Source organism: Paenibacillus sp. VTT E-133280 (genome assembly GCF_002264385.1).
Classification (GTDB): domain Bacteria; phylum Bacillota; class Bacilli; order Paenibacillales; family Paenibacillaceae; genus Paenibacillus_AQ; species Paenibacillus_AQ nitricinens.
Genome location: NZ_NFUX01000027.1, coordinates 14,491 through 36,029 on the forward strand (window position 1 = coordinate 14,491; position 21,539 = coordinate 36,029).

The 21,539-nt window shown below is 40.3% G+C and carries 20 protein-coding genes and 1 pseudogene; 1 reads left to right on the forward strand and 20 read right to left on the reverse strand.

Going from position 1 to position 21,539, the window contains the following annotated elements:
- Positions 1-68 precede the first annotated feature (68 nt).
- The 12 genes and pseudogenes from CA600_RS13750 to CA600_RS13790 all read right to left on the reverse strand — a co-directional run bounded on the left by CA600_RS13750 (position 69) and on the right by CA600_RS13790 (position 7,434).
- Positions 69-812 carry a GntR family transcriptional regulator gene (locus CA600_RS13750; protein ID WP_094870690.1) on the reverse strand — a complete coding sequence of 248 codons (744 nt, stop codon included), beginning with the start codon at positions 810-812 and terminating at the stop codon, positions 69-71.
- A 128-nt stretch (positions 813-940) separates the two neighbouring features.
- Positions 941-2,119: a phosphopentomutase gene (gene deoB, locus CA600_RS13755; RefSeq protein WP_094870691.1), complete on the reverse strand. Its 1,179-nt coding sequence runs from the start codon at positions 2,117-2,119 to the stop codon at positions 941-943.
- Between the two features lie 128 nt (positions 2,120-2,247).
- Entirely contained in the window at positions 2,248-2,964 is a 717-nt protein-coding gene (deoD, locus tag CA600_RS13760) for a purine-nucleoside phosphorylase (protein ID WP_256989841.1), read from the reverse strand.
- A gap of 312 nt (positions 2,965-3,276) precedes the next feature.
- The gene (locus tag CA600_RS31810) at positions 3,277-3,681 is read right to left on the reverse strand and encodes a tyrosine-type recombinase/integrase (RefSeq protein ID WP_256989842.1); all 405 of its coding nucleotides are present in this window, start codon (positions 3,679-3,681) and stop codon (positions 3,277-3,279) included.
- Between the two features lie 17 nt (positions 3,682-3,698).
- On the reverse strand, positions 3,699-4,148 hold the full coding sequence (locus CA600_RS31815) for a tyrosine-type recombinase/integrase (RefSeq protein ID WP_256989843.1): 450 nt from the start codon (positions 4,146-4,148) through the stop codon (positions 3,699-3,701).
- The gene (locus tag CA600_RS31820; protein WP_256989844.1) at positions 4,126-4,512 is read right to left on the reverse strand and encodes a hypothetical protein; all 387 of its coding nucleotides are present in this window, start codon (positions 4,510-4,512) and stop codon (positions 4,126-4,128) included. The genes CA600_RS31815 and CA600_RS31820 overlap by 23 nt, the downstream gene beginning before the upstream one ends.
- Positions 4,513-4,598: 86 nt before the next feature.
- Positions 4,599-4,718: a DUF3173 domain-containing protein gene (locus tag CA600_RS31545; RefSeq protein ID WP_256989845.1), complete on the reverse strand. Its 120-nt coding sequence runs from the start codon at positions 4,716-4,718 to the stop codon at positions 4,599-4,601.
- Complete coding sequence (locus CA600_RS13775; RefSeq protein WP_373455882.1) at positions 4,711-5,040, reverse strand: Rep family protein; 330 nt, start codon at positions 5,038-5,040, stop codon at positions 4,711-4,713. The genes CA600_RS31545 and CA600_RS13775 overlap by 8 nt, the downstream gene beginning before the upstream one ends.
- Positions 5,014-5,317, reverse strand: a pseudogene (locus tag CA600_RS32100) (Rep family protein); the annotation flags it as partial. The pseudogene CA600_RS32100 and the gene CA600_RS13775, both read right to left, overlap by 27 nt.
- 144 nt (positions 5,318-5,461) lie before the next feature.
- Complete coding sequence (locus CA600_RS13780) at positions 5,462-6,052, reverse strand: hypothetical protein (RefSeq protein ID WP_094870692.1); 591 nt, start codon at positions 6,050-6,052, stop codon at positions 5,462-5,464.
- Complete coding sequence (locus tag CA600_RS13785; protein WP_094870693.1) at positions 6,053-7,123, reverse strand: helicase HerA domain-containing protein; 1,071 nt, start codon at positions 7,121-7,123, stop codon at positions 6,053-6,055.
- The gene (locus CA600_RS13790; RefSeq protein WP_094870694.1) at positions 7,120-7,434 is read right to left on the reverse strand and encodes a hypothetical protein; all 315 of its coding nucleotides are present in this window, start codon (positions 7,432-7,434) and stop codon (positions 7,120-7,122) included. The genes CA600_RS13785 and CA600_RS13790 overlap by 4 nt, the downstream gene beginning before the upstream one ends.
- Positions 7,435-7,602: 168 nt before the next feature.
- On the opposite strand from CA600_RS13790, the gene CA600_RS13795 reads away from it, so the two are divergent.
- Complete coding sequence (locus tag CA600_RS13795; RefSeq protein WP_094870695.1) at positions 7,603-8,550, forward strand: hypothetical protein; 948 nt, start codon at positions 7,603-7,605, stop codon at positions 8,548-8,550.
- A gap of 104 nt (positions 8,551-8,654) precedes the next feature.
- Here the strand turns inward: CA600_RS13795 and CA600_RS13800 are convergent, their stop codons facing one another.
- The 8 genes from CA600_RS13800 to CA600_RS13830 form a co-directional block, all read right to left on the reverse strand.
- Positions 8,655-11,753 (reverse strand): type I restriction endonuclease subunit R, encoded by a 3,099-nt coding sequence (locus tag CA600_RS13800; protein ID WP_094870696.1) that lies wholly within the window; start codon positions 11,751-11,753, stop codon positions 8,655-8,657.
- Between the two features lie 2 nt (positions 11,754-11,755).
- The gene (locus CA600_RS31550; protein WP_373455883.1) at positions 11,756-12,436 is read right to left on the reverse strand and encodes a hypothetical protein; all 681 of its coding nucleotides are present in this window, start codon (positions 12,434-12,436) and stop codon (positions 11,756-11,758) included.
- A 28-nt stretch (positions 12,437-12,464) separates the two neighbouring features.
- A complete protein-coding gene (locus CA600_RS31555; protein WP_218832777.1) occupies positions 12,465-12,860 on the reverse strand; it encodes a hypothetical protein in 396 nt (131 codons plus the stop codon).
- A gap of 1 nt (position 12,861) precedes the next feature.
- Positions 12,862-14,103, reverse strand: a complete 1,242-nt coding sequence (locus CA600_RS31825) for a restriction endonuclease subunit S (protein WP_094870697.1) — start codon at positions 14,101-14,103, stop codon at positions 12,862-12,864.
- Complete coding sequence (locus CA600_RS13815; protein ID WP_094870698.1) at positions 14,100-15,647, reverse strand: type I restriction-modification system subunit M; 1,548 nt, start codon at positions 15,645-15,647, stop codon at positions 14,100-14,102. The genes CA600_RS31825 and CA600_RS13815 overlap by 4 nt, the downstream gene beginning before the upstream one ends.
- A 379-nt stretch (positions 15,648-16,026) precedes the next feature.
- Positions 16,027-17,565 (reverse strand): glutamine-hydrolyzing GMP synthase, encoded by a 1,539-nt coding sequence (gene guaA / locus CA600_RS13820; protein ID WP_094870699.1) that lies wholly within the window; start codon positions 17,563-17,565, stop codon positions 16,027-16,029.
- A gap of 160 nt (positions 17,566-17,725) precedes the next feature.
- Complete coding sequence (locus CA600_RS13825; RefSeq protein WP_094870700.1) at positions 17,726-20,116, reverse strand: transglutaminase family protein; 2,391 nt, start codon at positions 20,114-20,116, stop codon at positions 17,726-17,728.
- The gene (locus tag CA600_RS13830; RefSeq protein ID WP_179281618.1) at positions 20,085-21,431 is read right to left on the reverse strand and encodes a DUF58 domain-containing protein; all 1,347 of its coding nucleotides are present in this window, start codon (positions 21,429-21,431) and stop codon (positions 20,085-20,087) included. Before CA600_RS13830 ends, CA600_RS13825 begins: the two co-directional genes overlap by 32 nt.
- Between the last annotated feature and the right edge of the window lie 108 nt (positions 21,432-21,539).

A 21,539-nucleotide genomic window follows, 5' to 3' on the forward strand; every position in this document is an offset into this window, starting at 1 on the left:
AAAACTCCCTTCTGTCTGCTAAATATCGCAGATAAAAGGGAGTTTTTCTAATCCATTATTATTATTGGTTAGCCTTTAGACATATTTAACTTTAAATTTGAGAACTGCTGTGGGATATAAAATTTATTATACATTAACGGATAATCTGGCTCCGTTGTGTCGTACAGGGTTTCTAGTAGTAAAAAGCACTCGTTCTGCCCCATTAATTTACCTTTCCGATCAGCTAAGTTAACGGTATGCGTATATTTTATTTCAATATTCCCATGGTTAGCATCTACGTAGGCCTTGTTCTCTAGAAAATCCAGCATTCTCTCTTTATTATCAAGATCCAAAGATAACCTCTCTACTGTTTGCATGGACATAAAAGTAAAAGCGTAAGCATGTAGCTCTCCTCCTGCTCTATACAAACGTTCTAAAGCTACAACTGCAGATGAATCTCTTCTTAATACTTGTTTGGTATGTTCCGTTTGCGGGTCCAGCCGATAATGTAAATCTACTTGGTCAAATATGCTTATATGACATTTATGCATGGGGTTGCTCAGTTTCTCTAATTGAATATCCTCTTGTTTATAAGAAGACTCAAGTACAAAGTTTCCCTTACCGCGTACATTTCTAACTAATCCATCATCTTGCAAAAGAACTAAAGCCTGCCGTAAAGTAGCGCGACTAACCCCGAGTTTTTTGGCTAAATCCGGTTCTGAAGGAAGCTGACTACCTACGAGGTATTCTCCTTTGTTAATCTGAAGAAGAAGCTCATCATATACATTGATATAAAGCGGCCGTTTCAATTTATCTAGTTTATGTGTGTTCATTCATCTGATGTCCTTTTCTCCCCATTATGACACATCGTTTTTCAAGCGACAAGGAATGTCATTCTCTGCTTCAATCACAACGTAAAAACCTCCAAAAAGAAACTTTGGAGGTTTTTACGTGATATCAATTATTTAAGAAATGGCAAGAAAGACTCACCGTTGTCTGGCATATCAACATCAAAGTTATCTGCTATAGTCGCACCGATATCAGCAAAGGTATCATGCTCAGGTAATGCGCTATTGTCCTTTAATTGCTTGGAATACACTAGGACAGGAATAAACTCACGAGTATGGTCTGTACCAGGGAAGGTTGGGTCATTTCCATGGTCAGCCGTAATGATTAACAAATCATCTTCTCGGATGGAATCGAATACCTCATCTAATCGTTTATCGAATGCCTCTAATGCTCTTCCGTAGCCTTCCGGATCACGACGATGACCGTATAAAGCATCGAAATCAACTAAATTCAAAAAGCTCATTCCAGTGAAGTCTTTCTTAATTACATCAAGCAGTTTATCCATACCATCCATATTGTCTTTTGTACGAATGGATTCTGTAACGCCTTCACCATCGAAAATATCATTGATTTTACCAATGGCGATGACATCATAACCTCCGTCTTGCAAGCTATTCATAACGGTTTTATGAAATGGCTTTAAGGCATAGTCATGACGATTAGAGGTTCTCGTAAATTTCCCAGGTTCGCCTAGATAAGGTCTAGCGATGATACGACCAATTAAATAGGCAGGGTCTTTAGTAATTTCCCGAACCTTTTCGCAAATATCATATAACTCTTCTAAAGGAATGATTTCTTCATGAGCTGCAATTTGGAGAACCGGGTCAGCAGAAGTATAGACGATCAGATCCCCTGTTTTCATTTGATGTTCGCCATATTCATCAAGAATAGCCGTTCCACTTGCAGGCTTATTCGCTACTACTTTTCGGCCAGTGATGTCCTCAATCTGTTTAATTAATTCGTCCGGAAATCCATTTGGATATACATTAAAGGGTTGATCAATATTTAAACCCATGATTTCCCAATGACCTGTCATTGTATCTTTCCCGACTGATTTTTCCTGTAGTTTAGTATAATAAGCAAGTGGTTTCTCAGCTTTCGGAACTCCCAAAATTTCTTCAATATTAGATAGACCTAATTTGGCTAGGTTCGGCAGATTTAATCCGTTCATATGTTCTGCAATATGTAGTAGGGTATGGGAACCCACATCGTTAAATTGATCCGCATCTTTTCCTTCTCCAATGCCTACTGAATCCATGACGATCAAATGTACACGTTTAAATTTCTTCATTCTACTCTCATCCCTTATCTAGTAATTAAAAATAATATATCCGAAACGACTTTATTTAAGTTTACGCTGCTGTAAAAACAAAAAGTGAATAATATCGTTTACATTATTTTTACAAACAAAGAGGGCATTTACGCTAACTCTAATGCGATCTCCATCATTTTAGTAAATGCAGTTTGGCGTTCCTCCGAAGTGGTCTTTGCTCCTGTAATAAGATGATCACTCACTGTTAGAATACACAGCGCATTTACACGTGCTTGGATAGCGTTCCAATAGAGGGCTACAGATTCCATTTCAACGCCCAAAATCCCTACATCCTGCCACTTTTTATTAGCTGTCCGATCCGCATTATAAAATATTTCACTGGATAAAATATTACCAATATGAACCTTTTGTCCTTGATTATCCGCTATTTTCTTCGCTTTCTCCAATAGCTCATAGGAAGCCGTCAACGGATATTGTCCAGGTAAATTAAATTGATGACCGTAATTGGAGTCCGTTGCAGCTCCCATACCGAAAATCACATCGTATAATTCAATGTTTTCTTGCATGGCTCCACAGGTACCAATTCTGATTAAATTCTTAACTCCAAATACATTGATTAATTCCCAAGAATAAATCCCCATGCTCGCTGGACCCATTCCCGTACCCATTACAGAGACTTTCTTGCCTTTATACGTCCCGGTATATCCTAACATGCCTCTTACCTCGTTAAAGCACTGGTAATCTTCTAAAAAGGTTTCCGCTATAAATTTTGCTCTTAAAGGGTCTCCAGGCAACAGAATCGATTCAGCGATCTCTACTCCGTTTGGTTTAATATGAGGTGTTTCTTTGGTAGTAGTCATCATTTTGATTGGCTCCTTTAGTAGAAAATGTATTTATTTATCTTGTCTATTTTTTAGACAAGTACAATTTATCATAACTTTTCGACGGTTGCAAGCCCTTTCAATTAAACGTATTCATGAAGGATTTGTGAAAAACGAACGGTGTCTCCATAACAATTATTAACTTGGAAAATAAAAAAACTCCCTTTATTTGCTAATCGCGCAAATAAAAGAGAGTTTTTTTTGAAATCTATTGTTGCTCCGATCCTATTCCCACTCAATGGAGCGGGTAGGGCTTATATAGCCTGTTGTTATCATATTTCTAAGGTGTTTCCACTACTTTGGAGACAGTTTTGGCGACAATTGTTTCACCACTTGATTACCGACGAATGCAAATTGCTTACTCGTTGCAGTGTTAATTTTGATAATGCCTGCCATTGATTCTGCGACAGCATCATCAATCCCACGCCACAAATGTGCATAGTGTTTTAGCGTAATTTCTGGCGAGCTGTGTCCGAGACGTTTTGAGACAACCAAGACCGAAGCATTTAATTCATTGATGAGAAAGCTCACATGAGAATGACGTAGTCCTTTTGCCTGTATTACTGGAGCACCTGCAAGCTTCGCATAACGAGCAATAATTCGGGCAATCGTTGATTTAATCATGGGTAAGCCATCATAGGAGAAAATGAAGTCCATATTTCCGTGTTGTGCTTGTCGCTCTTTCCATACACGTAACACTTCAAGTGTATCATTATCTAAAGCAGCACCCGTTTTCCATCAACTGTTTTCGTGTGGTTCTTCCGAATGTAATTCTTGCGACTCTTAGTAACTAGCATATGATGAACACGAAGCTGTTTTTTCTCAAAATCAACATCATTCCACCAGAGAGCTGTTCCTTCGTTCACACGAACACCTGTCATATAGTAGACCCACAACATCACAAAACACATATGCTCATAAAAATCTGCGGTGTAAATCTTTGAGATTACTTTCTCAATTTCGTCTTTCGTCCAGTAAGGAACATCCGTCTTCACTTTAGGAATTGGTTTCACTAGCTGAGCAACATTCTTATCAAGGTAATTGAGAGTAACGGCAAATTCAAGAATTTTTTTCAACATTCCAAAGACCAATGAAGCATATGACTGTGAATATCCTGCCGCATTTTTATCTAGAAGCCACGTTCTAAAAAATTGAATATCGTGCAAAGTAATCTTCCGTAATGGCTTCTTTCCAAAACGTTCGAGCAGAATTTTCAAAGATGGATTGATTCCGTGACTCAAATGAATCTTCCGTCACCTCCGTCTTATAATGTGGAATGTAGACATTGTTCATGAATTGTTCTAAGGTCATGCCATAATCAGAATATCCTTGGGTTTGCAAAAAGTCATTTTTTACACGGATAGCTTCTGCATAGGCTTCTTTTGCTGACTCAAATATCTTCCCAGATTGCGACTTGCGACCTTTACGTTTGATACGTTTTCCTGTGATCTTGTCCGTACCTAAGCTTACCTCATAATAGTATTGCCCATTTTCATCTTGATAGATATCTTGGTAGCTAGTTTTTGGCAAATTTAATCCTCCGTTTCGGACAACTCAACATCACCGATAACGGATTTCACTGCCTGTAAGGGGACAACAGAAATACGCCGTCCCTCTTAAAACTCATACCCTTGTTGTACCATATAGTGTTTTGCTTGTCTAATGATATTGGAAGCCGTGTAAGGTGAGAAAGCAGCACGCTTTAAGTCTTCTGAGTTCACCATTGTTTTACTCATCGACATCCCCCATTTCTTTATAAAATTTTTTAATGGGTCTATTTGAACTGTAACGCCTTGAGTCTAGTAACCTTGAGAAGAAATACGTTTTATCTATGATTAACTCAAGCAACAAATAATCATTATTTCTTGCGTACATTACAAGTTCTTCAAATTCCTTAAAATCTTGTTCTACAATCACATCAATAATGCTGTTCAAAAATTCACCGGTATTATGCTCAACAAGGAATTTTCCAAGTTCAAATCCACACCCCCACTCAATATCTTCTGTTTGGTAGGGTATCTTATCTGGATTTTCAGCGTGTGTGAAATACTCATACATTCCTTTTGGAGACATCACAACCTCAACATGCTCTGGAGCGTTAAGCTTTTCGCTAATCAGGCTTGAAACCTGCGAATAGCTTTTCAAAGTATAGTGCACCGTGCTTGTGTGCCTTTTTAATTTCCCCTGTCTCTTTATTCACGTCTTTATCGTGCCAAGGGCTCAACACAAAGGGTATATGCATTTCTTCTAAAATTTCCAAATAGTTCTCCGGGGCACTTTCTTGATAGAATATGAACGCCCATTTATTGCTTCTCTGCTCTTTTTTCTTTTCCATAGTTCATTTTCCTCGATTATTGATTATTGATTATTGATTCCACGGGGGTCGTAGTAACCCCGTGGAATAGCTTTTTCTGCCATCTATCAAGAATAGTGGAGCTACTTTGCTTCTGCCCAAGGCAGGCAAAAGCTCCACTATTCTTTATCTAATTTTTGTTCCTTCAATCCTCAGCCAGTGTTTGGGCCGCTCAAAATTCGAGAAAGAGTAGGCTGGAAAGCGACTTGATATCTCTTCACGAAGGATTTCTTTTGATTCTAAGATTAGTTTTTGGGCTTGCATGTCATTTGGCAATTTAACGAGATAGGTGATTTTTTTATTCCTAATATCAGTGACGGATTTTCGTATTGATCTATTATGCTGTTGAATCTTGAGAACACCTTCTCCTTCATGGTCGGTTTGCCTGACTAGAAACCTTCTTAAACGGTGGCTCACCCAGATTGACTTGAACCAATTTCCTAGTGAATCCTTAGATATCCTTGTTATAATCTCAGTAAGCACCAACATAATAAGAAGTAGGAAAGTTACCGCAGTCATGCCTTCTAAAAGTTTGGGAACTACATCCACAACCTTGTACAAGAATTTTGTATATTCAATCAGTGGTCTTTCGGCTTGCGGAAAAGCGCCTATTATCTTGAATGTGAATAGAACTAAAAGTAGCAGTAACGAACTTATTAACAGAAATTCGTTAATGTGAAACGTGCGTATGAAGTATGATTTACCTAGTTTCCCCATCTACATTATTCCTTTCAAATCATTAAATGTTGGCGTTAGTAATGGAACAATTTGAAACGGATGCTCTGAGTCAATAACCTGTATCAATCCCGTCCCGATTTCTTGCGGTATGACTATTCCTTCAAGTGACAAGTCTGGGAACAAAAACTGTGTCGTTTTGCTATTTATATTGCCCACTTGAATTAGTACATTAAGTTGTTCTCTGCAAGAAATAGGAATGGCATTACTATCAAATCTCTGTGATACCAGTAGCAAATGGACTTTTGTAGCCCTGCCTAACAATGCAATTTGTGATAGTAAACTAAAGAACGCCTCTTTAATCGGCTTAGCAGTCCCATCTGATAGAGCCAGAACCTCGTCAATGACCAACATGTAGTGTTCAAAGTCGGCTTGAGGGTTATTGTAAAGCACCTGTTGCCGCTGATGAATTAGCTCCAAACACTGACTAAGCTCTGCATTCACACTTGAAACAAAATCGTTTTTGTTTCTGTTGTCACTTGGCGCTATCACTCTGACATTGTTTTCTCTGCCCCATCTACTTGGCATATCAAATTTGGGGTCTACAATTACTAGCTTCGAGCTCTTCTTCAATACGCATAGAAGGTAGGTGAGGAAATAAGATTTACCTGACCCTGAATTTCCTGCGATAGCAATACTTGTAACCTTATTTAGGTTGAACTCGAAATTTTCCATGACAGGCACTTTGTTCGCTGGTAATTTCGTAACATATTCGTCAATATCCCGAATAACCAATCGCTTACAAATACCATATATCCACGGGAAGAAAAGAGCACGTTTCATATGGATATCATCCGTTTTCAATGGGACAAAATAAGCTCCCGCTTGTTTTAATAACGTAAAATCGGGGTACAGAGCTGCGTTACTAATAAGATAGATTTTTTGATAAAGTTCGTTATCGACGACATAGCTTGCAGGGAGACGGGGGATGAAGAAAATGCCTTCATCCGCCACTCGAACATCAAACGAATTTGTGTAATAGGTCTCTCCGTTAATCTGCAGAGCCATGTTCAGAGCCTGAAGCAAGTAGCCTTCAAGTTCTGATTTATTCATTTAATAACCCGTAGCCCCTCTGATCGGAAATACACATTTGAGCGGATTTCGATTGCTTCGAGTTTATCTAGCTTAACTTCAAAAAGGAAGGGTGGAAGTATCGGCTTCTTTTCAAATTTTACAGCAAAAGGATTTACACCCACTTGAGAGAAGAAAAGTTTGTAGCCTGTGACTTCGTCAGTGCGTTTTCCATCAATCCAGTTATATTGAGTTTCGACATCTGAAGAGACGTTAATGATGGGTTTGTTGTCAGAAATATAATGACGTGCCGTTTCTTCATTGTATGCGTTCTGCGAGTTTTTGGTTTTCATGATCTTCTCCTTTATTTGCAAATATGACTAGTACATATTGCATAGTTTTATTTATCTCAGGACTCGCGATTCCTTTGACATTTTTATTTTATTGTAACTAAGGGTGGTTGCATATATGTGATAAAATGTGTATATTTCATCATATATTCTACCATCCTAGGAGGTAATATGATTTATACAGAAACTAAAAAGTACATTTTCTCTGAGATTGGGAGAAGAGTACATGTAAAAAAAGATGAGTTGAATTTGTCCTATTACCAATTAGCAGGATATGAAAATAAGGATGACTATGATGGACATAATACAGAAAAAAAACAAAGATCCGCGAAATACGACCTCTCAATTATCAAAAATATTGCAGGCGGGAAAGCCTATCCCAAGAAAAATCCGTATTTAATCTCGGAATCGCTATTGGAACATTTGACAGAAATGTTGGGATTCAATAAAAATAAACGTGAATTACTATGGGGAGACTTTGAAAATAGCGACCTATCTAAAGTCTTATTTGAGAAGCTTCTTATTGATGTTTTATATGGGGATGATGACAAATTAAAAGAAACATATAACAACGTGCTGTTCGACTATGTTCCGTATGCAGAATATCATTCATATTGGCAAATGTTTATGGTTGGGGAAATCGAAACGCCTAAGTTTCCCAATAGTCAATTAAGTATTTCTTCTCATTTTTATAATCTTAAAGAGGATGATATTTTCGAAAAGTATGAATGCATACAAAAAAACGCAATTGAATTTCTTTACTATAAGTGCGGAACACATTTTCATATTTTATTTGTAGATTTCATAATGCAAGAAGGGGATTCTTTGAAGAAACTAGATAAAAGATTAGATTATTTTGTCTCACGTTTAACTAGGTTTCTTCTGCAATATGTTCCGAACGAGGATTCCTTGGGATTAAGGGCTCGCAATATAATTATTTCTGATTATAAGAAATTTGGGACTTTGATAGCTAAAAAAATGAAAGGTGAGACATGGACAATATATGAACATACGCAAAAATTATTGGTAGAATCCTCATTAACATACATTACTGAATTAAAAAGAGTACAAACAATAGAGCTTGAGGTGATTAACAAATACCATTTTAGCGGTAAATAAAAAGATGATGATGCAGAATGAAATAATTCTACACCACCACCCATGCAATTTTGTTACTTTAGAATGAGACTTTAAAAATCTTGATTAACTGGTATTTTAGATTGTTAAATCCTCCCGCCTACACCCTTAAACTTATCGACAAATGCAGAGATTTTCTGAAAAACACTCTGTTTTTTTGTTAAATACATTGGATTGAGAGGACTCATTTTAGGAAGAACTTCATTAAGCTCTGTCCCATTTTCACTGGCATATTCTCTTCTCAATGAGGTTAACATGTATCTTTTTGCTGCCTCTTCATTAAGTTGTTCCGCACTAATCAGTTCTTCTGCTTCACGTTTTTGCTCCGTCTGAGCAAAGGAGAAAAACTCATCAATAATACTGGCTTTATCTTGGATATTGTCTAAATCAGCTTGGTTGATAAAATCAACGACTAAGCTTTCTTTTGCACGATTTCCTACACTAGAACGAATTATGCGGCGAACTTCTTCAACCAAGGATGCTTTATCCTTCACCTTTTTGTTGTGTTCAAAAATAATTTCAAGAATGTAATCCAGATTGATCTCTTGGGATTTCAGTAGATCTACCTCAAAGACAACATCATCCCAATCAATAGCGGAATTCCACTTTTCTTTTCCCGTTTTTTCACGACGCAGCCAATCACGAATATCATTGTATGTAGAACGATAATCTTGAACCGTCCTTTCCTCTAATACTTGAACCCCTTGCATGCTAGCTATATCTTCATCTGTTACATAGTGAGTAGACTTAAAATCCTCAACCGCATCCGAATCCGTCAGATCTATAGTTTGCAAAGCTTTCAGACCTGAAAATTCATCATAGTTCTGTAGGATATTTTCAATCCGCAAATATTCACCGAAAAGTTTAACAAATTCTTTCTTATCCCTTTCAGTAACAATCTCATCAATATTTGAAAAACGTTCCTTTAATTCTTTTACTACGTCAACATAACCACGACGGGCTTCACCTGTTGCTACATCAGCGAACCCTTCCATATACTCTTTGTAACTTTTTTCAAGAACTACATTCTTAGTGTTTTTATCACCAAACAGCGTAATGGCGTCTACGGTTGCTTGTTCTAAATCTCGAAAAGTAACAATGTTTCCAAAGGTTTTGGTGGAATCATAAATACGGTTAGTTCTCGAATAAGCTTGCATTAACCCGTGATACCTAAGATTTTTATCGACAAACAAGGTATTTAATGTGGGGGCATCAAAACCAGTTAAAAACATGCCGACTACAATCAACAAATCAATCTCTTTGTCTTTTACTCGTTTCGCAAGATCACGATAATAGTTTTGAAACTCCTTACTTTCTACGCCATAATTGGTTTTGAACATCGCATTATAATCTTTAATGGCTGCGCTTAAAAACTCTTTAGCACTGCTATCCATAGCGGTTGGTTCGAACGTTTCATCCAGAATTTCACCTATCGCCGTTTGCTCTTCATTCGCAGCAAAGGAGAAAATTGTCGCAATCTTAAGCGGTTTATCGCTTCCTTGTTGCAAATTATTCAGAGACTCATAGTGAAGTTTGGCTGCGTCAACACTGCTCACAGCAAACATAGCGTTAAATCCTCTACCACTTGCATTCAAACGGTGCGTTTTATTTTTAAAGTTATGAAGAATGTACTGAGAAATTTCTTTAATCCGTTCAGGATGTAGCAATGCTTCTTTGTTTTCTGCAGTCGATAGCTTCTTTTCGTCCTGTTCTTGCTCAATCGTTTTAAACTGTGGGCGGACATCGTTATAATCTACTTTGAACTTTAATACCTTCTCATCTCTGATCGCATCGGTAATTACATACGAGTGTAACTCTCTACCAAAGACAGAAGCCGTCGTTTCAGAACCTAAGGCATTTTTCGGAAAAATAGGCGTGCCTGTAAATCCAAATTGATAAAACCTCTTGAATTTTTTCTTGATGTTTTTTTGAGCTTCCCCAAATTGCGAACGATGAGCTTCATCAAATACAAATACCACTTGCTTATGATAGATAGGCAAATCGGTTTCGCCCTTCATCAGATTATTTAGCTTTTGAATCGTCGTCACAATAATTTTATTGTCAACTTTTTCAAGATTACGCTTCAACCCTGCCGTACTCTCGGAACCATTCACACTATCAGGAGAAAATCGCTGATATTCTTTCATCGTCTGAAAGTCGAGGTCTTTTCTGTCTACAACAAAAAAGACTTTATCGATAAAATCGAGTTCAGTAGCCAAGCGAGCTGCTTTAAAACTAGTAAGCGTTTTCCCGGAACCAGTTGTATGCCAAATATACCCGCCGCTTTCCGGGCTACTCCATTTTTTCGCTTGATATGTACTCTTAATCTTCCATAGTATTCTTTCTGCTGCGGCGATTTGATAAGGTCGCATCACCAGCAGGTTATCGCTTGTATCAAATACGGAATATTTCAGCAGTACATTTAATAACGTATCTTTCTGAAAAAAAGTCGCTGTGAAATCTTTCAGATCTTTAATGAGGATATTATCCGCTTTGGCCCAATTCATCGTAAAGTCAAAACTGTTCTTATCCCGTTTTGTCGTATTGGCAAAATAGCGGCTATCTGTACCATTAGAGATCACAAAGATTTGTACATACTTAAACAATGAGTTTTCGGAATTAAAACTCTCTTTGCTATATCGATGAACCTGATTAAAGGCTTCACGAATGGCAACCCCACGCTTTTTAAGCTCCACTTGTACTAGTGGCAAGCCATTGACTAAGATGGTCACATCATATCGATTCGCATACGTTCCTTTTTGTTCAAATTGGGATATAACTTGTACCTTGTTACCGGCAATATTGTTCTTATCTACTAGGTAGATATTCTGAATATGTCCATCATCAAACACAAAGTCATATATATGATTGTCATGAATTTTACGGGTTTTATCGATATGGTTTTCACTCGGTTTATCTAAATATTGCTCACAAAACCTAAGCCATTCGGCATCTGAAAATTGCATTTTATTCAAGTCTTGGATCTGCACACGAGCATTCGCAAGCATCTGTTCAGGAGAAGTGAAATTAGGTAGATATTCGTAGCCTTGATTCACCAAATCTTGAATCAGTTCTCGTTCTAAATTAGCTTCCGTTTGATAGCCGACTCCTTGTTCGGCTATCTTGTTATATTTATCTAGAACGATGTAGTGATTTGATTCAGCAATGGGTATGTACTCGCTCATCTTTATGCCTCCTTCCTAAAGCTATAGTTATTTATCAAATGATCGAATAATAGCCTAACTGTTTGTTTTTCCTGAGGAGAGGGCTCTGCTGCACTTGAATCCGCCAGTGTAGAATGACTGGTAAATTGGATAATTCGATTATAATAAGTTTGTTTGTTATCAGGTAATAAGTCAGACCATTCTCGAAATCCAAGAAAACTAGCTGTTTTTTCATATAGATTTCTTAAAAGAGTGAAATGATATTTTTGCACTTGATTGTTCTCAATAGCTTCCTCTATCGTCTTCTTCAAATGCAAGTGATAAGAAAAACTCTTATTTGAGTCTCCTTGTTTTTCTTCTAATTCGAAAGTACCATCTTCTTGACGGCCTAGCATGTAGCAGGTCTTTTTATTAACTTCATTATAGAGCACATTATAAAAAATAGGATTATGAGTTGTAATAACAAACTTTAGTCCGGAATCATTTTTTTTGATCAAATGAGCCAAGTCTACAGCCAACTGAATAAGATGGTTATCATCTAATGATGTTACAGGATCATCTATAAACACATATTCCAACTGATTAAGTTTATCTGTTTCTCGTTCACTCGGCTCAGCTACATTTAATACATCAATAACTTGTTTAAGTAAGCTATAAAAAACACTCCAAACAAAGCTACTTTCCTCACCTTTTGAAATCTTAATGTTTGGAGAAGATTCTTCATTTCCCCTTTCATAAGAAAATGTAACTTCCGAATAATCCGAATTGAATAGGTGTTAATCTACGATCAGTATAATTCTGAAAATGACTAATGACATTTTGATCTTGTCCCTGTTCATTAAGCACCCATTCAGTAAAAGAGTTGGGATGAATTTTAAGTTTTAAATCAATATCATTTGCTAGATCATTGTCCCAATAGAACAAATCTTCCGTAAAAGCGTTATAGTAAATGATTTTTTTGCTGGCTAGCCCCGTTTCGTCCGTCTCTGTATCGTTTTTAGGTGCAACCAACAATTTAAACTCTTTTGATAGTCTGGTTTTTCCATTTCCGTTAAATCCATATACTAATTGAACTTTTTTATTGCTATCTTTTAATTGTTGTGCGATTTCAATTAAACTCTTTCCCATACTATGCTTCTACCTCACTTTTCGGAAATGAAAGTAGCATATTACGGTAATATTCATATTGCTTTTTACGCAATCCTATTTCACGAGATAAGCCCTCGGTAATAGAAGATGTCAATGAGTCGAATTTGTCTAAAGTTGATACGATACGGTTTTGATCAACAAGGGATGGGATGGGAATAGATAATTTGTGTAGTCTACTCCCTTTTATTCCTTTTACAGTAGACCCAGTAGCTGCTTCATGTAGTTTTTTCTGAAATTCACCGCCCATTAAGTAATGCTTTAGAAATGAGTTAGTAAGGCGCTCATCTTTACTTCTGTATTTTATAACCCTTTGTGCTAAAGCAATATTTTCTTTGTCAACTTGAGCTACAAAACCGCAAGGTGCTTCTGTAGTAATAAGTACATCACCTATTTCTGGCAAACCGCGTCGCATAATTAAATCATAATCATCTTCAGAAATAAATTCTTGCGACGTTTGATAATCTATATATCCCATCCTGATGTTTTTTGCAGTTACCAAAAATATTCCATTTGAAGTTTTTTTAGGGGTTTTCCCCCTATAGTCAACATAACCACAAGCCTCGCCCAAGGGCTTCCACTCAACCTCACCCTCTTCAAAAGTTAACAACTTATCACGGTAATAAGTATATTGCTTTTTACGAGCTGTAAACTCTGCTTTAAGCTCTGCTGTAAGCTTTGCTGTAAGCTCTGTGAATGCGTCCAATATACGGACGATTTCTTCTTGCACTTCAGGGGGGGGAATAGGAATTTTTGCTTTTCTTAAACCAGTCTCGTTAATCGCTGAAATTTTCCCCGTAGATATATGTTTCTTAATTTGGTCATGAAAGTACTTGGTTCGTAAAAAGTATGAAACATACTTAGGATTCAAAGAACTTCTATATGAAAAACAAGCGTCATGAATAACAACCCCTGTATTTCCGAGCCAAGCAGTACCATTTCCGATATCTTCAATTGTTTCGCCAGCGGTAACAATTACTACATCACCATGATTTGCAACTCTTAGTTTTGCAGCTAAATCATGACTTAAGAATGATTTTGGCGTATTTGCCCAGACATTATAATGCGTATACATTTCACCATAATGAATACATGGAAAACCCTCTGAAAGCATGTCGGTTTTTACAAATCTCTTGCCTCGTGTAAATTTGCCAACTTCCCCTAAAGGCTTCCACTCAACCTCAACCCCATCAAGCAATTTATCGATAGAATTCGGATTAATCAAGATTCAATCACCTCAATAATGTCATCAATTTCGGCACGAAGTTGGTCTATCTTTGCTACAGTTGCTTTTATTTCTGCATTCAGCTCATTTATATCAATGACCTCCCTTGTGTCTTTTGCTTCCACATAGGAGCTCACAGATAGGTTGTAATCATTTTGCACGATTGAATCATAATCAACAGATTTTGCAACATGCTCAACATCTTCTTTGCTGCCAAACATTTTCATAATTTGCTCAATGTTTTCATCTGTCAGTATGTTATTATTGGTTGCTTTTTTATAGAAATCTACTCCACTTGCATCGATAAATTGAGTTTTATTATCGGTTTTATGCTTAGAGAGAACCAAGATATTAACGGCTATTGAGGTCCCGTAGAAAAGATTAGGTGCTAGTGAAATAACCGTTTCAACAAAGTTATTATCAATTAGGTACTTCCTAATTTTTTGCTCTGCACCACCACGGTAAAAAATACCAGGGAAACAAACGATAGCAGCACGACCTTTACTTGAAAGGTAGCTAAGCGAATGAAGTACAAAGGCAAAATCAGCTTTAGATTTTGGTGCTAATACGCCTGCAGGAGCAAATCTTTCATCATTAATTAGTGTCGGGTCATCACTACCAACCCAATTTACGGAATAGGGTGGATTAGAAACAATGGCATCAAATGGCCTTTCGTCGCCAAAGTAAGGATCTCGAAGCGTATTTCCTAAAGCAATATTAAATTTATCGTAATTTATGTTGTGTAAAAACATATTCATACGAGCAAGGTTATAGGTAGTATGATTAATCTCCTGTCCATAAAAACCATCTTCGATAATATGAGCATCAAACTGTTTCTTTGCTTGTAATAGCAATGAACCTGAACCGGCTGCAGGGTCATATATCTTATTAATCGTTGTTTGCTCGTGTATGGCTAATTGAGCAATAAGCTTAGACACACTCTGCGGTGTGAAAAACTCTCCGCCAGATTTTCCTGCATTTGCAGCATAATTTGAGATTAAAAACTCATAAGCATCACCAAAAAGGTCAATTTGGCTATCTTCAAAACCTCTAAAATTAAGCCCTTCAACACCTTTAATCACAGCTGCAAGACGACTGTTTTTATCCTTTACAGTATTCCCCAACCTATTGCTTGTCGTGTCAAAATCCGCGAATAATCCTCTAATATCTAGTTCAGATGGATATCCATTTGCTGAATTTTCAATAGCAGAAAATATAGCAGCTAAATCTGTATTCAAGCTCTCATTTGTGTTGGCGGTTTTCGAAATATTAGCAAACAGCTGACTCGGATATATGAAATAACCTTTTGTTTTAATGGCATCCTCTTTGATTTCTTTCGTTATAATATCATCAGGAAGTTCTGCATATTTGATGCTTTCGTCTCCCGCTTCAATATAGCTAGAAAAGTTCTCGCTAATGAAACGATAAAAAAGCGTTCCTAAAACATATTGTTTAAAATCCCATCCATCTACTGAGCCACGGACATCATTGGCTATTTTCCAGATTTGGGATTGTAATTCGGCACGTTGTGCTGTACTTGACATCTGTATTCCTCCAGTTTTTCTGCTTATGTATTGATTATAAAAGCAATTCTAGATAGGTTTGAAGTTTTCTTTCCCCTTAGTTCCTACCCCTTTAATAACACGGTTGTACCTCCACATTATACACCACGCCACCTTGGTGAAGTAGATCTATCAGAAATGTACTTAACGGAAATCCCTAGGCATCTTCATCATGTTTCGCACGTTTCACGCACTCAACCGACTAAACCCTAAATAAAAACTCCCACCGACAATCATTCGGCGAGAGTTTTTGGCGACAATCTTGGAGACAATTCAAAAGAATTTTGCTCTCAGAAAGTCTTATGAGTTTTACCTAAACGGCGTAAAATCAACATCTTTCAGTGTATTGAGTGTCGCTTGATTATTCCCACTCAATCGTTGCAGGTGGTTTCGAAGTTACATCGTATACGATACGGTTTACGTTCTCTACTTCGTTGACGATACGTACAGAGATTTTCTCAAGCACATCCCACGGAATACGTGCCCAGTCCGCAGTCATACCATCGATGGAAGTTACTGCACGAATGCCCACAGTGTAAGAATACGTACGAGCATCACCCATAACCCCTACACTCTTCATGTTCGGCAATGCAGTGAAGTACTGCCAAATTTCACGGTCTAAACCTGCTTTGGCAATTTCCTCACGTAAAATGAAATCAGAGTCACGCACAATAGTAAGCTTCTCCTCTGTCACTTCACCCAGTACACGGATAGCAAGTCCCGGACCTGGGAAAGGCTGACGCCAAACAATAGCACGCGGCATTCCTAGCTCTTCACCCAATTTACGAACCTCATCCTTGAATAAGGTATTCAAGGGCTCGATCAAGCTGAATTTCATATCTTCCGGCAAACCGCCTACATTGTGATGGGATTTAATGGTTTGAGCTGTAGCCGTTCCGCTCTCAACGATATCCGTATACAACGTACCTTGTGCCAGGAATGCGAAATCTCCGAGCTTGGCCGATTCTTCGTCAAAGCAGTAAATGAACTCATTACCAATGATTTTACGCTTTTGTTCTGGATCTTCAACGCCTGCAAGCTTGCTCATGAAGCGCTCGCGTGCATCGATTTTCACAACATGAATATCGAATTTACCGACGAAGGTCTCCATAACACTTTCCGCTTCACCTTTGCGCAGAAGGCCATGATCAATAAACATACAAGTCAATTGGTCACCGATTGCACGGTGAATAAGCATTGCAACTACGGATGAATCTACGCCACCGCTAAGTGCGCAGAGTACTTTTTTATCTCCGACTTGGTTACGGATATCTTGAATGGCTTCATCGATAAATGATTCCATTGTCCATTTTCCGTCGCAACCACAGACTTCGTATAAGAAGTTCGAGATCATCTCATTACCATGTACAGAGTGACGCACTTCTGGGTGGAATTGAACGGCGAACAATTTGCGCTCGTCATTGCTCATTGCCGCGATTGGCGCACTTTCAGTTCCTGCATCCAGCTTGAAGCCTGTTGGAAGTTCAACTACATGGTCTCCGTGGCTCATCCATACCGTCTGACGGCTCTCTAGCCCAGCAACTAATACAGTACCTTCTTCAAAATCAATATCGGCTTTACCATATTCACGTTTAGCGGAGCGTTCCACTTTACCGTCAAGTTGGTGAGCCATTAGCTGCATACCATAGCAAATACCGAAGATAGGTACTCCTAAATCATAGATCGCTGGATCTACATGTGGAGCATCTTCAGCATATACACTGCTAGGGCCACCAGAGAAGACAATCCCTTTAGGTGCAAGTGCTTTGATCTTGTCTACTGGCGTATTGTACGGCAAAAGTTCGCTGTATACTCCCAGGTCCCGAATTCTGCGCGCGATAAGTTGGTTGTATTGTCCCCCAAAATCGAGAACGACGATAATTTCATTTGGCTTATTCATTACGAGCCTCCCTTGATTATTGGATTCATTATACTCATGGTTAATTCTCATCGTCAAGGAAAGGGGAACACACTTCTCATAATTGGAGAGCGCTGAACTTTATGAAGCACAATCCTTTCCATGGAAGGAATTGTATTGCAGTAACAGCTGTTCTGACCGATTAAGTTAGCCGGAAGGTGATGATCAGGCATTCACGTATAAACGCGGACGCATCATGAGTAGTAAGCTCGCTGATCTCTGCAGGTGATGCTAGCGCCGCAGACATTGCAGGGATCGCAGATATCATAGACCTTGCTGACATTGTAGAAGTTGCAGACATTGTAGGCATTTCATTCGCGGGATCGGCCGCGACGAAGGCTGGAGCCGCGGGCGCGTACGCCAGGGTCTCCCACTGGCGTACGAACTGCCGGACGGCTTCGCTTAGTCCGGCATCGTAAATCTGCAGGGAGTCCACATACTCCCTGCCAGTGACACCGGGCGGCGGCGGTCCATACCGCTCCGCCAGCCCGTGCCAAGCTAGAGAGGCAGCTCGCAGCTGCCTCTCGCGGCTCATGCTGCTGGTGCTGCGCGCGGCCAGCAGCAGAGCCAGGCTACGCCGCCAGCGCCAAGCGGCGGCGGGAAGCAGCGCCGCGGCAGCGAGCGGCGCGGCGGAGGTCCCGCCCGCCAGCGGCAGGGCGGGCAGGCCCGCACTTCGCGCAGCTTGCGGCGCGAGCGAGGCTGCCGCAGGCAGCGCCGGCGCGGCGAAGCCTGCGGCAAGAGCGGGGCCAGGCGTTGGGTCGAATGGGACCCAACCGGCGCCGGCGAAATAGACCTCCACCCAAGCATGGGCATCGCCCTGGGTGACTAAATACTTCGCCGGCATAGCATCGTCCTGCAAGGTCCCCGGCCCAAAGCCTTGGACATAGCGAGCTGGAATCCCCGCACTGCGCAGCAGAATGGTCATAGCTGTTGCAAAATGTACACAGTAGCCCTGCTTTGTCTCAAATAAAAAGTGATCCACAAAATCAGATCCGGATGGTGGAACCGTTGTGTTCAACGTATAGGAATACCCACTCTGTAAGTAATCCTTAATGGACGTTACAGCGTCATAGCGATTATCAGAAGCTGTAAGCTTCTCCGCCAGATCTCTCACTCGAGCAGGTAACAAATCTGGCAATTGCAAATACTTGCCCTTAATTTCCTGTGGATCGTCACTATTTATACCACGAAGTAGCACAGGGTCACTCTCAGGAAGTAAAGACTTCACTGTATACTCTGTAATTCGTGCAGATCCTATCGAATCCGGCAGACGAAAACTCTCCCTGTCCATATTAGCCAGAACATATCCCAGTCTACTGCCGTTCGATAGACCCACCGACTCAACATCAATTATTATTCCCGCATTGAATAAAGGAATTCCCCCAGAGGAAGGCGTAACAAATTGAATCTGCTGCTGAAGTACTCGTTTGCTCTTATCATCGCTTAGCGCCGAGGGAGGATTCTTTGCAAGGCCAGACAGATTAAGCGGCATAAACTCTTCGCCCCCCCTAATCCATCGGCGGCCATCATAGTAAGCAATACTCTCACCTCGCCAGTATGTACGCTCGCTAGTAATAGCGGTAAAGACAGGTTCAGTATTGCGGGATAACGGGGCACCGAGTTCACCGTCATTCGAACTATACCCTGTTGTTCCTGAAGCACTAGACGCCTTATCTTCTGGCAAATGCCCTGAAGCCCAAGTCTGCAAATTCTGAAATGCCGATTGCAGCGTAAGCTCGCTCGTTGGTCTTGCCCCCAATAGCTGCCCACCGAACCAAGCTGTTACCATCACGACAATGGCTGCCGCCAAAGTCAGCCCTCCCCAACGCGCATAAGGCAGTGTGGTAACTCCCTCACGTTCTCGAAGACGCAGGAGGCCACTCATCGCATGCATCCAAAAGATAAGACCCATTGATATCACAATATCCATTGTGGTATTGACTTCGAAGCCCATATCCAAGACCAGCAAGTAAATGATTGTAACTGCTGTGAATAGCACTGTACTCCCCCGGAAGAGTGCAAGCTGCTGTACTGAGGATACCAATAGCCCCCAACCAACAATCAATATCAAAAGCCTGCTGATCTCGCTTAACTGAGAGACATGTCCAGAGAGAAGCAGAATGAGATCATTCGGAATTTCGTCCGCATAAATCCCTAGCCACCCTATACCTTCGCCTCCACTGCATAAGTAAAACCACGCTGAAACAGTAATAAGAAATTGAATACTTAGCAGTAGCCACCCCGGAATCTGAAATATCCCCCATAACAGCAACACTGCCGCCAATACCATTAGAACTTGTAGCATCTTGGAGGTATCTTCTAATAAAGCAGACCTATATAAAGGGAGTAACCATTCAATAAATAGCCCCATAATGGCCAAAGAGAACAGCAAACGATAGTACAGAGGCACTTGTCTCTGCTTACCGGCATATCTGTTCTCTATTTGCCCTAAATTGAACTGAAAGCCATTCATAGCCAGTTCTGTATCACCCGATTTTCCCTTACCGTAGTGTTGGTTTTCCGGATGATTCATGGAACTCTACCTCCCTGAATCTGAATGCTGGCAATGCATCATCCAGACAAAACATTCGTGCTCCAAGACGAGCTAAACTATCTCCGACAGTTCCCCTTCCAGGCTGGCGAGCCTCCCCTGGCTTCGGTGCTGATTGGTCCCAAGCATAATAAAGCTCCACCTTCACACCTTGCATCAAGAACTTGGCAATCACCTTGGCAGATTCCTCTTCTAGTCGTCCCGTAATAATGGCTACTGTCATCCCCGGAATCCAGCCTCGGGAAGCATCATCAAGCAGCAGCGACAGGTTTCTAGTGCCGTCCAGGGAAATTTCAGTCAGAATATCCAGTACTCTCCCTGGGATTTTGCCCAGACCTTCATGTCTAGCCATCCCTTCTGGCCAACCGCCGCTAAACAACTGAACATAAGCACCTGAACGCTCAGCGGAGAGCATCAGCCCCATCGCTGTCGACACCGCTTTCTCAAATGCCGGAGGTGAATCGTCACGGCTTCCACGAGGTTTAAGCGCATCTGTAGGAACCTCGTAGCTGGGCGGGTCATTAGCCAATACGATACAGGTCATTCTTGCCTTTTCCCGCTCTGGAACTTTGCTCTGCAGCGCTCCCGTTCTTGCACTATTCTTCCAATGAATTCGGCTAAGTGGATCACCTGGCTCATAATCCCTGGATTCCAAAGCCTCATCACTGATGCTTCTTCCCCGTCGGGAATACAAGGTGTCACCCGTCATAAAACCGCTATCGGGTACAGCTCCCCCAAAATATAAAGGCGCTGGCAGCACCTTGAAACTCTGGCCTCCATCCGGTTCAGATCTTCCCGTGAACCATCCCGGAAAATCTCCCCAAGTTACTCTACAGCCCAGTAGATGATGATTGCCGCGAGATAAATTTTCAATCGTGTATGTGTATGAAAAAGAACGTTTGAATCCAGGAAATAGCAGCTTCTGATGATGGCTATCACCCCAATAATCGGCAATGGCCATCCAAGGGAGAGGCAACCGAGAAGAGAAGCTCAGCTGTACCTTCACATGAAGTGTATTTCCAGCCATAGGTCTCGATGGAGTAATCGTGCGAACTAGCTTAATCGTCCGTGGACCCGAGAGCTGAAGCATAAGTCCACCGAGCATAATAACTCCAACAACGATCAGGAGAAACAGCAAAGACGGGCCTCCTCGCCAAACATATAAAGCACCTATAATTCCAGCCACAGTTAGCATCCTCAACCATTCCATCAGAGCACTTCGGCTACGCGGATAAGAGAAGCTTTTGACACTTCCGGCATCTTTCTTCAGTTGATCAATTAGTGTTGAAGAGGACAATGGGACACCCATCCTTTGGTCATAGACTTGTTCCCAGCTCAGGAACTTATTACTATCTATTCTTCCCATGAAAAAGGGTGCCCAGACATTTGTTTTTTCTTTTTACTA

Coding starts and splice junctions, on each gene's coding strand:
- CA600_RS31555 (WP_218832777.1), bottom strand. CDS start 12,860: ATGGGAAAGAGTTTAATTGAAATCGCACAACAATTAAAAGATAGCAAT.
- CA600_RS13795 (WP_094870695.1), top strand. CDS start 7,603: ATGATTTATACAGAAACTAAAAAGTACATTTTCTCTGAGATTGGGAGA.
- CA600_RS13750 (WP_094870690.1), bottom strand. CDS start 812: ATGAACACACATAAACTAGATAAATTGAAACGGCCGCTTTATATCAAT.
- CA600_RS13815 (WP_094870698.1), bottom strand. CDS start 15,647: ATGTCAAGTACAGCACAACGTGCCGAATTACAATCCCAAATCTGGAAA.
- CA600_RS13790 (WP_094870694.1), bottom strand. CDS start 7,434: ATGAAAACCAAAAACTCGCAGAACGCATACAATGAAGAAACGGCACGT.
- CA600_RS13825 (WP_094870700.1), bottom strand. CDS start 20,116: ATGAATCATCCGGAAAACCAACACTACGGTAAGGGAAAATCGGGTGAT.
- deoD (WP_256989841.1), bottom strand. CDS start 2,964: ATGATGACTACTACCAAAGAAACACCTCATATTAAACCAAACGGAGTA.
- CA600_RS13800 (WP_094870696.1), bottom strand. CDS start 11,753: ATGAGCGAGTACATACCCATTGCTGAATCAAATCACTACATCGTTCTA.
- CA600_RS13785 (WP_094870693.1), bottom strand. CDS start 7,123: ATGAATAAATCAGAACTTGAAGGCTACTTGCTTCAGGCTCTGAACATG.
- deoB (WP_094870691.1), bottom strand. CDS start 2,119: ATGAAGAAATTTAAACGTGTACATTTGATCGTCATGGATTCAGTAGGC.
- CA600_RS31545 (WP_256989845.1), bottom strand. CDS start 4,718: ATGAGTAAAACAATGGTGAACTCAGAAGACTTAAAGCGTGCTGCTTTC.
- CA600_RS13780 (WP_094870692.1), bottom strand. CDS start 6,052: ATGGGGAAACTAGGTAAATCATACTTCATACGCACGTTTCACATTAAC.
- guaA (WP_094870699.1), bottom strand. CDS start 17,565: ATGAATAAGCCAAATGAAATTATCGTCGTTCTCGATTTTGGGGGACAA.
- CA600_RS13775 (WP_373455882.1), bottom strand. CDS start 5,040: ATGTATGAGTATTTCACACACGCTGAAAATCCAGATAAGATACCCTAC.